Source organism: Streptomyces sp. CB02980, from assembly GCF_014451325.2.
In the GTDB taxonomy this organism is placed as follows: domain Bacteria; phylum Actinomycetota; class Actinomycetes; order Streptomycetales; family Streptomycetaceae; genus Streptomyces.
This window is the reverse complement of record NZ_JACSCH020000019.1, coordinates 54,013-66,976: the sequence shown is the minus strand read 5'-3', so window position 1 is coordinate 66,976 and position 12,964 is coordinate 54,013. Positions and strand designations below refer to the sequence as shown.

Sequence of the window (12,964 nt, the reverse complement as noted above, 5' to 3'; positions counted from 1 at the left end):
GGGCACGACCTTCCTGACGGGCCGACAACGTTTCCCATCCCCGCGCGACCGCACGCCACTCGGCGGTGCTGTCCCCCGCCAAGGAGTGTCTCGACATGACCCTTCCGAAGAGATCCCGCGCGCTCTCCGTCGCCTGTCTCGTGGTCGCCACCACCACGCTGGCGCTGGGCGGCTGCGCCAAGTCCGAGACCTCCGACCAGGCCGGCGGCGACAGCAGCCAGGGGGCACAGGTCGTCCAGACCCCCACGGCGTCGGCGGCCACCGGCTCCGGCTGCTCCCTGACCACGTACGGCGCTCCGAAGCTGGACCTCAAGAACGCGGTCGTCGGCTTCTCCCAGTCGGAGAAGGAGGCCAATCCGTTCCGTATCGCCGAGACGCGGTCCATCAAGGACGAGGCCGCGAAGATCGGTGTGAAGAAGCTGCTCACCACGAACGCGCAGTCACAGCTCTCCAAGCAGATCAGCGACATCCAGGACATGCTGGCCCAGGGCGCGCAGTTCCTGATCGTCGCGCCGCTCAACTCCGACGGCCTGGAGCCGGCCCTTCAGGCGGCGGCCGCGAAGAAGGTGCCGGTCCTCACGATCGACCGCAAGGTCAACGCGACGGCCTGCAAGGACTACCTGGCCTTCCTCGGCTCGGACTTCGTCGAGCAGGGCAAGCGCGCCGCCGACGCGATGATCAAGGCGACGGGCGGAAAGGGGAAGGTCGCCATCCTCCTCGGCTCCTCCGGCAACAGCGTGACGACCGACCGCACCAAGGGCTTCGTCGACCAGGTCAAGGCCCAGGCCCCGGGGATCGAGATCGTCGCCCAGCAGACCGGCGAGTTCGCCCGCGACAAGGGCCAGCAGGTCATGGAGCAGCTCATCCAGTCGAAGCCCGACATCACGGCGGTCTACGCGGAGAACGACGAGATGGCCCTGGGCGCCGTGACCGCGCTCAAGGCCGCGGGCAAGGCCCCCGGCAAGGACGTCAAGGTCGTCTCCATCGACGGCACGCGCAACGCCGTCCAGGCTCTCGCCAACGGCGAACTCAACGCCGTCATCGAGTCCAACCCGCGTTTCGGACCTCTCGCGTTCGCCACGGCCCAGAAGTTCTACGCCGGAGAGGGCATCCCCGAGGACGTCATCATCGCGGACCGCGCCTACGACGCGTCCAACGCCAAGGCGTCCCTCGGCGGAGCGTACTGACGCCGCGACTCCGACGCCTCGGGCCGCCGGGCACGCGGGAACAGCCGCCGCGCCCGCTGGAGCGGTGACCGGAGGCCGAGCGGGGAACCCCGGGCGCACCGCAGGGTCACCACGGGACCTCCCCGCCCGTGGTGACCGGCCCCTCCCGCATGACACCCCACCCACCACTCACCCACACGAACCATCTCCGGAAGGCCACGCTCATGGCACCCCCCGAAGCGGCACCGTCCGCGACGAACGGCACCGCGCCGTCCGTCGCGCCGACGGTGCTGGAGGCGCGCGGCGTCGGGAAGCGATTCCCCGGCGTCGTGGCCCTCGACGACGTGTCGTTCACACTCCGCGCCGGCGAGACCCATGCGCTCGTCGGCGAGAACGGCGCGGGCAAGTCCACCCTGATCAAGGTGCTCACGGGCGTGCACCGGCCGGACAGCGGCGAGTTGCTGCTCTCGGGCCGCCCCGTCCACTTCTCGCGCCCGTTCGAGGCGCAGCAGGCCGGCATCTCCACGATCTACCAGGAGGTGAACCTGGTTCCGCTGATGAGCGTGGCGCGCAACATCTTCCTCGGCCGTGAGCCCCGGACCCGTCTCCGGTTGATCGACTTCTCCCGGATGCACGCCGAGGCCGCGGCCCTCCTCGACGGGTTCGGCGTCAGCGTCGACCCCCGTCGTCCGCTGCACACCCTGGGCATCGGTGCGCAGCAGATGGTGGCGCTCGCCCGCGCGGTGTCGGTCCAGGCCCATGTGGTCGTCATGGACGAGCCCACCTCCTCCCTGGAGCCGCGCGAGGTCGAGACGCTGTTCCGGGTGATCGGCGATCTGCGCCGGCAGAACATCGCCGTCGTCTACGTGAGTCACCGCATGGACGAGCTCTACCGCATCTGCGACCGGGTCACGGTGCTCCGCGACGGACGGCACATCCACACCGGCGACCTGGCCGCCCTCGACCGGATGCAGCTGGTCTCCATGATGCTGGGCCGGGAGCTGTCCGAGGTCCGTCGGCACGGCACGACGAGCTTCGCGGGCGAGGGGCACGACATCGCGCGCAAGCCCGTCCTCACGGCGACCGGAATGGTCAGGAAGCACCAGCTGGACGACATCTCGCTGGAACTCCACCCGGGGGAGGTGCTGGGCCTCGGCGGTCTGCTGGGCTCCGGCCGCAGCGAGACGGCGAAGGCGCTCGCCGGCGCCCAGCCGCTGGACACCGGGCGGATCGCCGTCGACGGCGCGCCGCTCGACCGGATGTCCTCGGCGAGCGCCATCCGCGCCGGGATCAGCCTGCTGCCGGAGGACCGCAAGGCCGATGGCATCGTGCCCGGCCTCTCGGTGCGCGAGAACATCGTGCTCGCGGCGCTGCCCCGGCTCTCGCGCGCGGGCATCGTCTCCCGCGTGCAGCAGGACCGTGTCGTCGACATCTTCGTGAAGCGGCTGCGGATCAAGGCCTCCAGCCCCGAGCAGAAGGTCGGCGAACTGTCCGGCGGGAACCAGCAGAAGGTGCTCCTGGCCCGGTGGCTGTGCCTCGAACCCAAGGTACTGCTGCTCGACGAGCCCACGCGAGGCATCGACGTCGGTGCCAAGGCCGAGGTCCAGGCCCTCATCGACGAGCTCGCCCAGGAGGGCCTCGCCGTCCTCCTGATCTCGTCCGACATCGAGGAGCTGGTCGAGGGCTCCGACCGGATCGTCGTCCTGAGGAACGGCGCCACGGCCGGTGAACTGACCGGGGACCAGGTGTCGGAGAGCGAGCTGCTCGCCGTCCTGGCGGACCACTCTCCAGCGACAGCGACAGCGACGACAGCACCAGCGACGGATGCAGCAACCGCGACGGAGACCGTGTCCGCGACCGTGGCCGCGTCCACGCCCGCAGGCAGGGCCAAGGACGCCGAGGAGGACCCCCGATGACCACCCAGATGACCGCGGCGCCGCCGGTCGGCGGCTCCGTACGGCGCAGTGCCCCGGCGTGGTTCCAGGAGTACGGCGTGTACGCGGCGGTGGCCGCGCTCCTGCTGTTCAACGCCCTCTTCACCGAGCACTTCCTCACCGTCGACAACCTCCGCACCCAGCTGATCCAGGTCGCTCCGATCGTCATCGTTGCCCTCGGTATGGCCCTGGTGATCGGGACCGAAGGAGTCGACCTCTCCGTGGGGTCGGCCATGGCGCTGGCAGCGGCACTTCTGCCGCTGTACCTGGGCTACGGCCTCGTGCCCGCCCTGCTGATCGCGCTCCTCGCCGGCGCCGTCGTCGGGGCGGTGAACGGCGCCCTCGTATCCGTCGTCGGACTGCAGCCCATCGTCGCCACCCTGGCCCTGTTCGTCGGCGGCCGCGGCATCGCGCTCGTGATGGCGGACGGCCAGCTCAAGCAGATCGTCAACCCCGACCTGCTGTCGCTGGGCACCGGCAGCCTCCTCGGCATCCCGCTGGTCGTCCTGATCGCGGCCGTACTGGCGCTCGCGGTGGCCTTCCTCGTGCACCGGACCACCTTCGGGCGCCAGGTCGTCGCGATCGGTGGCAACCGGTCCGCGGCCGCCCTCTCCGGACTGCCCGTCAGGCGGGTGCTGACCGGGGTGTACGTCCTGTGCGGGGTGCTCGCCGCCCTCGCGGGCATCCTGGCCACCGCACGCCTCACCGCGAGCGACCCGTCATCCCTGGGCACCCTCATGGAGCTGTCCGCGATCACCGCGGTGGTCGTCGGCGGAACCCCGCTGAGCGGCGGATCCATCCGGGTGCTCGGCACCGTCGCGGGTGCGCTGCTGATGCAGTTGCTGCGCGCCACGCTCGTCAAGCACGACCTGCCCGACTCCACCGCCCAGATAGCCCAGGCGGCCATCATCATCGCCGCCGTCTACGTCGCACGGGAGCGCCGATCCCGATGAACCCCACCTCCTCGCTCGCCGCACCGGGGACGGGCACCACGCCCTCCGCACCCACCGGGAGCGGTGCCGCCGCCGACCGCGGGCGGGCCGACGTCTCCGGCCGGGAACGGCTCGCCGCGCTCGTGCAGCGCCAGGGCGTCCTCGCCGTCCTGCTCCTCGTCGTCGTGATCGCCTCCTTCGTCTACCCCACGTTCGCCACGCTTGACAACGCGCGGGGGGTGACGGTGCAGGCGTCGTTCCTGGCCGTCGTCGCGCTCGGCATGACCCTGGTGATCATCACCGGTGGCATCGACCTGTCCGTCGGCTCGGTCTTCGCACTGGGCGGAGTGCTCGCCGCCTGGGCCTCCCCGTACGGCATCCTGCCCGCCCTCCTCGTACCACTCGTGGCCTGCGGGGCGATCGGCCTGGTCAACGGTCTGCTGATCGCCCGGGCCGGCATGGCGCCCTTCATCGTCACGCTCGCCTCCCTCCTCGGGGCCCGCGGGCTGCTGCTCGCCCTCACCGACGAAGGCGCCACCACGTATCTGGTCCCCAAGGGCTCGGCGTTCGCGGAGCTCGGCCAGGGCAGCATCGGAGGCTTCGGCCATCCGATCCTCATCGCACTCGTGCTCTTCGCCGCCGGCGGGCTGGTCCTCCAGCGCACGTCGTTCGGCCAGACGCTGTTCGCCGTCGGCGGCAGCAGCGACGCGGCCACCCTGATGGGCCTGCCCGTGGCCCGTGCGAAGGTGACGGTGTACCTGCTGAGCGGACTCCTCGCGGGGCTCGCCGGGGCCGTCAACGCGGCCCGGCTCTCCTCCGGTGTCACGATCATCGGCGCCGGCATGGAGCTCGACGCGATCGCCGCCGTCGTCATCGGCGGAACCCTGCTGGTGGGCGGAGCCGGTTCGGTGAGCGGCACCCTCTGGGGGGTGTTGCTGCTCGCCGTCATCCAGAACCTCATCAACCAGATCGGCACGCTCAACTCCTCGTACCAGTCGGTGGTGAGCGGTGGATTCCTGATCCTCGTCGTGGTCGCGCAGCGCTACCTGTCGCGGAGCCGAAGTACGGTCTGACGGGGGACGGATCATGCTCGAACCAGAGCCGTTCCAGAGCCGTGCCAGAGCCGATCCAGAACCGACCCAGAGCCGAATCAGAGGAGTGCCGTGGGCGTCAGCCTCAAGGACGTCGCGCAGCGGGCAGGCGTGTCGATCAAGACCGTGTCCAACGTCGTGAACAACTACCCCCACGTCACGCCTCAGATGCGTGCCAAGGTGCAACAGGCCATCGACGAGCTCGGGTACCGGCCGAACCTCACCGCCCGGCATCTGCGCAAGGGGCGTACCGGCATCATCGCCTTTGCCGTGCCCGAGCTCGGCAACCCGTACTTCGCGGAGCTGGCCGGCGCCATCATCGACGCCGCCGCCCAGCACGACTACACCGTCCTCGTCGACCACACCGCGGGGCTGCGCGAGCGGGAACTGCTGGTCTGCCAGGAGTTCCGCTCCCATGTCATCGACGGGCTGATCCTGAGCCCCATCCATCTGGAGACGGCCGATCTGGTCGCCCGGCAGGAGACCTCGCCCCTGGTGCTTCTCGGCGAGCGCGAGTACGCGGCGCCGTACGACCAGATCGCCATCGACAACGTGGCGGCGGCACGCGAGGCGGTCCGCCACCTCGTGGGCCTGGGCCGCCGCCGCATCGCGTTCCTCGGCTCCCGCACCGATCGCGAGCGCCGGCCCGCGCACCTGCGGCTGCGCGGCTGGCGGGAGGAGCTCGTCGCCTCGGGACTTGAGCCGGCCGAGACGCTGGTCGTCGCCACGGACGGCTACGGCCGCTCCGACGGCGCGACGGCCATGTCGGAGCTCCTGGACAGAGGGGAACGGCCCGACGCGGTCTTCGCGTACAACGACCTCATCGCCCTCGGCGCCATGCGGACCCTCACCGAACGCGGCCTCCGTGTCCCCGACGACATTGCCGTGGTCGGCTTCGACGACATCGAGGAAAGCCGCTTCGGCGCGATCAGCCTCACCACCGTCGCCCCCGACAAGCACGCCATCGCCCGCCTCGCCGTGGACCGCCTGGTCGAGCGGCTCAGCGGCCGGTCGGACTCCGAGCCGCGCAGGATCAGCCCCGGCTACGAGCTCGTCGTACGGGAGTCCACCGGGGGCGGCCGCACGGACCGCCGACCCGGCCCCGACCCCGGCCCGGACCCAGACCCCGACCCCGCCCCCGACCCGCGACCCGGCGACGACAGCCCGTCCGAACCGGCCGCCTGACCGTCCGACCATCCGCTCGCCCTGAGGACTCGCCATGCTCCGACCCACCGTCCGCCACCGGCCGTTCGGCACTGCCCCGAGCGGAGAGGAGGTCGGCCTCTGGCGGCTGGAGTCCACCTCCGGCGTGTACGCCGAGATCCTCACGTACGGGGGCGTCCTGCACTCCCTCGGCGTGCCCGACACCGAAGGCGGCACGGCCGATGTGGTCCTGTCGCTGACCTCGGTGGACCAGTACGCCGAGAAGGGCCCGTACCTCGGTGCGCTGATCGGCCGTTACGCCAACCGCATCGCCCACGGCCGCTTCACCCTCGACGGCACCACGCACCACGTCCCCCCGAACGACCGCGGCCACGCCCTGCACGGCGGTCCCGAAGGGTTCGACACCAGGGTGTGGGACGCCCGCCCCCTCACGGACGGCGACACGGCCGCACTCCGTCTGTCGCTGCACAGCCCCGACGGCGACATGGGGTTCCCCGGCGCTCTCGACGTCGCCGTCACGTACTCCCTCGACTCCGTCGGCACGCTGTCCATCGACTGCACGGCGACCACCGACCGCCCGACCGTGGTCAGCCTCACCAACCACGCCTACTTCAACCTGGCGGGCGCCGGGGACGTCCTGGACCACACGCTCCAGGTCGACTCCGCGGCCTATCTGCCGGTCGACGACGACGGCATTCCGCTCGGCCCCCTCCAGGACGTGACGGGCACGCCCTTCGATCTGACGTCCCCCCGGCTGCTCGGGGACTGCGTCCGGTCGGCGGACGAACAGATCAGCCGGGCCGGCGGGTACGACCACTGCTGGGCGCTGTCGGGACGAGAGCCGGGTCCGCTGATGTACGCCGCCCGGCTGACCGCTCCGGGGGAGACCCGCGTCATGGAGGTGTGGACGACGGCACCGGGTGTGCAGGTCTACACAGCCAACCACCTGGACGGATCCCTCACCGACGGGACGGGGCGCGCCCACGAACGCCATGGCGCGGTCTGCCTGGAGACGCAGCACTACCCCGACGCCCCCAACCGGCCCGAGTACCCCAGCGCGGTGGTGCGCCCCGGCACGACCGCACACCGGCGTACGGAGTTCCGCTTCCCGCACCTCGACGGCGGGGCGGAGCGGGGCCCGCAGCGGCCGAGCTGAGGCCGGAGGAAGAGCTCGCCCCGAGCGCCTCGGGAACCGCGTGATTGATTCCGATGCCGGGGGGTAGCAGCGGAACTCAGACGGTTTGATCCGTTCCCGACAGGAAGGGTGCCCATGCCTTTCTCGACTGTCACCGCCTCCGACCTGGCCGCCTCCGGCTCACCCGCCCTGCTGTTGATCCTGATCGGGGTAGTGGTCGCCGTCCTGCTGATCGCCGCCTTCTGGTGGGGTTCCCGGCGCGCGGCCCGCAGACGGGCGTCCGCCGGTGTCGCCCAGCCGCCGGCGGCCGAGGCGAGGCGGGACTCCTGGACCGCGCCGGACGAGCGGCCGGACCGATGAGGATGCCCCGCAGCCGGACCGATGAGGATCCCCGAAGGAGGACCACGTGAAGGAAAGGGCGAACGAGGACGAGCGGCGGGACCGCCGCACCGCCCCCACCACTCCGGCGGGGGCCGAGGGTGAGAGCGGTGACAAGGAGGCGCGCGAGGACGCCGAGGCGGCCGTGACGCGCCGCGCCGGTGACACCGACCGGGCGGGCGCCGGCGGCCACCGGGCCAAGCGTCAGCGCCCGGGCCTCGGCCGCGAGGAACAGACCCGGGAGCAGGAGGCGTGACGCCCGACCTCCCCGGGTCCCCCAGATCGCGTCACCCGGGTGCGCCACCGCGGACGCGGTGGGCCGTGTCGCGCAGCCACAGGGCGCTGCGCTTGGGCGTACGGGTCTGGGTGGCGTAGTCGACGCGGACGAGACCGAAGCGCTTGTCATAGCCGTACGCCCACTCGAAGTTGTCCAGGAGCGACCAGGCGAAGTAGCCGCGGACGTCGGCGCCCCGGCTGCGGGCCTCGGCCACGGCGGCGAGGTGGGACGCGAGGTAGGCGGTGCGGTCGGCGTCCTCGACGAAGCCGTGGGCGTCGGGAACGTCCTCGTACGCGGCGCCGTTCTCGGTGACCACCATCGGCGTGCCGGGATAGTCCCGGGAGATGCGCAGCAGCAGGTCGGCGAGGTCGTGCGGCATCACCTCCCAGCCGAGGCCGGTGACCGGCAGGCCGCCGTGCGGCAGGTTCCGGGTGACGGGGATGCCGCGTGCGTCGGTGGAGGCGCCGTTCTCGTCGACCCCCGACGTGCGCATCGAGCGGTAGTAGTTGACCCCCAGGGTGTCGACGGGGCTGCTGATGATCTCCAGATCGCCCTCCCTGACGGGGATCTCGACGGAGCGGGCGGCCAGGTCGTCGACGAGGTCCTGCGGGTACCGGCCACGCAGGATCGGGTCGAGGTAGAAGCGGAATCCGAGGGCGTCGGCCCGGCGCGCGGCCTCGCGGTCGGCCGCCGAGTCGGTGGCGGGCCGGCTGGTGCCGAGGAGGTGGGTGACGGCCAGGTCGAGGGGCCGTCGGGCGGCGGAGCGCAGGCGCTGGACCGCGAGTCCGTGGGCGAGGTGAAGATGGTGCACGGCGCGCACCCCGTCGGCGAAGGAGCGGCCTCCGGGCGCGTGGACGCCTTCGACGTGGCCGAGGACGGCCGAGCAGAACGGCTCGTTGAGGGTGGTCCAGTGGGCGACGCGGTCGCCGAGGCGCTCGTGGACGAGTTCCGCGTAGTCGGCGAAGCGGTGGGCGGTGTCACGGGCGGGCCAGCCGCCGGCGTCCTGGAGCTCCTGGGGCAGGTCCCAGTGGTACAGGGTGAGCCAGGGGGTGATGCCGTGCGCGAGGAGCTCGTCGACGAGACGGTCGTAGAAGCCGATCCCCGCCGGGTTGGCCGGTCCTCGTCCGTGCGGCTGGACGCGGGACCAGGAGACGGAGAAGCGGTACGTGTCGAGGCCGAGGGCGGCGAGCAGGGCCACGTCCTCGGGCATGCGGTGGTAGTGGTCGCAGGCCAGGTCTCCGGTGTCGCCGTTGTCGACGGCCCCGGGGACGCGGCAGAAGGTGTCCCAGATGGACGGGGTGCGGCCGTCCTCGGCGGTGGCCCCCTCGATCTGGAAGGCGGAGGTGGCGGCACCGAAGCGGAAGTGCGGGGGGAGGAGGTCGATGAGCGCGTCGTGGTGGGCGGTGGCGGACGGGGCGGGGGCGGTCACGGGATCCTCCTGGTGCCGAGAGGCGGACGGGAAAGCGGCCCGGGCGCCCTCGCGGGCGTCCGGGCCGGGTACGGGAGACGGATCAGGGCAGGCGGTGGTCCGCGTTCAGCACGACACCGCGTTCGGGGCGGTACAGGTCGAAGCCCCGCGTGTCGCACTGCAGGCCGCCGACGATGCAGTGGTCGACGAGGGCCTTGAGGGTGCGCTCCTCCCACGCGTTGAAGAAGTCGTAGTGGAAGGAGTAGCCGCGACCACTGGCCAGGCGGACCTGGCTCATGTCGCCGTTGACGGGCCACGCCATCTTGAACTCGATCATCGGCAGGGCGACCGGGTGGGAGGCCGGGCACATGTTGTCGTTGGTGCCGGGCTTGACCACCGGGTACGCCATGTGGCTCTTGTGGTCGGGGGTGTCGAGGTACAGGCCGTCCCAGCAGCTGGGGGCCTGCATGCGCAGGTTGAGCTGCACGTCGGGCCGGCTCGGACAGCTCGCCGGGATGTCGGTGTTGAAGAAGCTGTCACCGCATTCCCAGCCCTCGACGAAGCCCTTGTGGCTGCGGAACTCCTGGGCGGTCTGCATCGGGTTGCCGACGACGAACCGCAGTCCCTTGGGGAAGGGCCGGACGCTCCGGTAGTCGGTGACGCCCGCCTTGTAGTAGATGACCTGCGGGCCGACGGGCAGGATCTTCTGGTCGCCGTTGTACAGCGAGGGCATCCAGTACGCGGAGGCGTCCGCGGGCGCCTTGCAGGTGGTGCTGCCTCCGTAGAGCGAGCCGGTGGTGCTGGCGGCGTCGGTGGAGGTGTTGCCCATGAACGTGTGGTCGTGGGACTTGCCGAACTGGCCCGGATAGACGATCGGGTCGTCCGGCGCGGTGTGGGTGACGGAGCAGCCGGCCTGGAACTCGTGATGATAGGCCGGGGGCGGGGTGGCCGTGGACGGGGTCACACCGGTGACCTGGGGCACGGCCGGGATGTAGCCGTCGCCGTCGGCGTCGTCCCCCGAGGGGAGCGCGGAGGCCGCCATGACGTGGCCGTTGGCGGCGCCCGCCGCGTGCGCCCCGTGGGCGACGGCGGACGGGGCGGTGGTCTCCCCGTGGGCGGTGGCCGCGGTGTAGGTGTTCACCGTCAGGGCGGAGACGCCCAGGGCTGCGCTGAGCAGTAGGGCGGACAGGGTCCGGCCGCGGATTCTCATCGTGATCTCCTCGTTCTCCTCAGGGGGTCAGCTGTAGATGCCGAACTCGTGGAGCGAGTAGCCCCAGCCGGTGCCGCGTGCGGTGAGCTGGAGCCGGACGTACCGTGCGGTGGCACCGGTCTCGATGGTGTCGATGTCGCCGTTGCCGGTGGTGGTGGCGTGGATGGTCCGCCAGGTGCCGCCGTCGTCGGAGACCTGGACCTCGTAGGCGCGGGCGTAGGCCGGGTCCCAGACGAGCTGGAGCCGGTTGAAGGACCGGACCGAGCCGAGGTCGACCCGGATCCACTGCGGGTCGCTCCAGTCGCTGGCCCAGCGGGTGGCGGCGTTGCCGTCGGTCGCGTTGGTCGCCGGGCAGGGGCAGTCGCCGTAGGAGGCCTGCGCGGAGGAGGCGGTGGTGGGCCGGTTCAGGGCGATGTCGGTGCCGGCCACCGGCGGGGCGACGACCTTGACGGACTTGGTCTCGATGCCGGCGTTGCCGCGACCGTCCTCGGCCTGGACGTACACCTTCCACACGCCGAGCTTCTCGGGCGCGGTGACCGCGAAGGCGCCGTTGCCGAGGGAGCGGTACTGCGCGTCGATCAGGCGCTTGTCACCGTTGGCGTAGTTGCCGCTCAGGTAGATCTTGGTGGTGACGGGGTCGCCGTCGGGGTCGCGGACGTCGGCGCGCACCGTGAACTCGCCACCGGCAGGCGCGGATCCGGCGGGCGTGACCGTCATGCCGCTGATGACCGGCGGGGTGTTGTCGCCCGCGACGGAGCCGGTGTACGCCTTCTTGAGGGCGTAGTACGAGAGGCGCTTCAGGCCGTCGGGGAGGAGGTTGAACCAGATGCCGCCGAAGTCGTGCTCGGTGCCGTAGTGGAAGACGGTCGCGCCGAGCGCGACGCCCTGGTGGCCGGTGACGCAGTTCCAGGCCTTGGTGTACCCGTCGGCCTTCTGGACGTCGGTGGGTTCGTCGGGGACGCCGTTGGCGTCCTTGGGGGTCTCCCACTCGCCGGCCGGCCCGGTCTCGGTGATGATGTACGGCTTGGTGTAGCCGCCCTCCACCCAGTCCTCACGGACCCCGCAGATGTCGCCGTAGGCGTTCATCGAGTAGAGGTCCAGGTCGGGCGCGTTGCGCTTGTAGTAGGGCCAGGCACCGGTCCACGCGTCCGTGGAGGTCACGGGGTGGTCGGGGTCGATGGAGTGGATCCTCTTGGCGACGTCGTTCACGAAGGTCGTGTACGCGTTGCGCTGGGCCTCCAGCTCGGTGCCGCCGTAACAGTTCTGCAGACCGAGGACGGACTCGTTGCCGACGTTCCACATGAGGGTGGCGGGGTGGGACTTGTAGGTGTCGACCCACTTCGCGAACTCGGTGAGCATGGTGCTCTTGTACGCGCTGTCCGTCACGTAGTCGACGCAGCCGCCGGAGCCCGGGCCGCCGCCCGGCTGGAGCCAGAAGCCGTTGATCACCTTGACGCCGTTGGCGGCCGCCGCGTCGAGCAGCGGCTTGGTGCCGGCGTCGGTACCCCAGGTGCGGACGGTGTTGACGCCCATGGACTTCACGTCCGGCATGTAGCGGGGGCCATCGGCCATCGCGGGGCCCCACGTGACGCCCTTGACCGTGTACGGCTGCCCGCCCACCGTCAGCCGCCAGTTGCCCTGGGTGCCGCTCACGCGGACGGCGCCGCCGGGCTCGGGCTGCGTGGATCCGCCGCCGTACACCTGGAACTCCCACAGCGAGTATCCGTAGCCGGTGCCCCGGGTGATCCCCTGGAGGCGTACGTAGCGGCCCTTGCCGGTCACCGCGAGCTCGTCGGTGCCCCCGTCGCCCGCGGTCACGGACTTGACGGTGCGCCAGTCGGTCCCGTTGTCGGAGAGCTGGATGTCGTACGCCTTGCCGTAGGCGCCCTCCCAGTTCAGGACGACGCGGCTGATGTCCGCACTGCTGCCCAGGTCGACCTGGATCCACTGGGCGTCGCTCCACTGGCTCGCCCAGCGGGTTCCGGTGAGGTCGCCGTCGACCGCGGCGGAGGCGGCCCAGGCGGCGCCCTCGTTCGAGGAGGCGGTGGCGGTCTTCCCCTGGGAGAGGAGGGTCTCCGCGGCGGTGGCGGGCGCCGCGGTCAGCAGCGTGGCGGAGGAGAGGGCGGTGGTGAGCAGGGCACCGACGGAGACGAGCGAGGCCGTCGTGCGCCTGCGCGCGCCGGCGCGCCTTCGTGTCGTGGGGGAGTGGTTCGCGGTCATGGCGGCTCCTGGACGGAGGGGGGAGGGGGATCGCCTTCCGGGCGGCGCG

Annotated in this window: 11 protein-coding genes; 8 read left to right on the top strand and 3 right to left on the bottom strand. The window is 71.5% G+C overall.

Features of this window, described 5'->3' with window-relative positions:
• Positions 1-95 precede the first annotated feature (95 nt).
• The 8 genes from E0F75_RS31785 (at position 96) to E0F75_RS31750 (ending at position 8,056) form a co-directional block, all read left to right on the top strand.
• Positions 96-1,187, top strand: a complete 1,092-nt coding sequence (locus tag E0F75_RS31785; RefSeq protein WP_229314416.1) for an ABC transporter substrate-binding protein — start codon at positions 96-98, stop codon at positions 1,185-1,187.
• 203 nt (positions 1,188-1,390) lie between these two features.
• On the top strand, positions 1,391-3,082 hold the full coding sequence (locus tag E0F75_RS31780) for a sugar ABC transporter ATP-binding protein (protein ID WP_229314415.1): 1,692 nt from the start codon (positions 1,391-1,393) through the stop codon (positions 3,080-3,082).
• Positions 3,079-4,053, top strand: a complete 975-nt coding sequence (locus E0F75_RS31775) for an ABC transporter permease (protein ID WP_229314414.1) — start codon at positions 3,079-3,081, stop codon at positions 4,051-4,053. Before E0F75_RS31780 ends, E0F75_RS31775 begins: the two co-directional genes overlap by 4 nt.
• Positions 4,050-5,105 carry an ABC transporter permease gene (locus tag E0F75_RS31770; RefSeq protein ID WP_229314413.1) on the top strand — a complete coding sequence of 352 codons (1,056 nt, stop codon included), beginning with the start codon at positions 4,050-4,052 and terminating at the stop codon, positions 5,103-5,105. The genes E0F75_RS31775 and E0F75_RS31770 overlap by 4 nt, the downstream gene beginning before the upstream one ends.
• 90 nt (positions 5,106-5,195) lie before the next feature.
• The gene (locus E0F75_RS31765) at positions 5,196-6,308 is read left to right on the top strand and encodes a LacI family DNA-binding transcriptional regulator (RefSeq protein WP_229314412.1); all 1,113 of its coding nucleotides are present in this window, start codon (positions 5,196-5,198) and stop codon (positions 6,306-6,308) included.
• Between the two features lie 34 nt (positions 6,309-6,342).
• Positions 6,343-7,443, top strand: a complete 1,101-nt coding sequence (locus E0F75_RS31760; RefSeq protein ID WP_229314411.1) for an aldose epimerase family protein — start codon at positions 6,343-6,345, stop codon at positions 7,441-7,443.
• A gap of 114 nt (positions 7,444-7,557) precedes the next feature.
• The gene (locus E0F75_RS31755; RefSeq protein ID WP_229314410.1) at positions 7,558-7,782 is read left to right on the top strand and encodes a DUF6479 family protein; all 225 of its coding nucleotides are present in this window, start codon (positions 7,558-7,560) and stop codon (positions 7,780-7,782) included.
• 46 nt (positions 7,783-7,828) lie between these two features.
• A complete protein-coding gene (locus E0F75_RS31750; protein WP_229314409.1) occupies positions 7,829-8,056 on the top strand; it encodes a hypothetical protein in 228 nt (75 codons plus the stop codon).
• 31 nt (positions 8,057-8,087) lie between these two features.
• Here E0F75_RS31750 and E0F75_RS31745 read toward each other — a convergent pair whose 3' ends face one another.
• The 3 genes from E0F75_RS31745 to E0F75_RS31735 form a co-directional block, all read right to left on the bottom strand.
• The gene (locus E0F75_RS31745) at positions 8,088-9,506 is read right to left on the bottom strand and encodes a GH1 family beta-glucosidase (protein WP_374115463.1); all 1,419 of its coding nucleotides are present in this window, start codon (positions 9,504-9,506) and stop codon (positions 8,088-8,090) included.
• Positions 9,507-9,588: 82 nt separating this feature from the next.
• Positions 9,589-10,695, bottom strand: a complete 1,107-nt coding sequence (locus E0F75_RS31740; RefSeq protein ID WP_229314408.1) for a DUF1996 domain-containing protein — start codon at positions 10,693-10,695, stop codon at positions 9,589-9,591.
• Between the two features lie 27 nt (positions 10,696-10,722).
• Positions 10,723-12,915 (bottom strand): discoidin domain-containing protein, encoded by a 2,193-nt coding sequence (locus E0F75_RS31735; protein ID WP_229314407.1) that lies wholly within the window; start codon positions 12,913-12,915, stop codon positions 10,723-10,725.
• Positions 12,916-12,964: the final 49 nt, after the last annotated feature.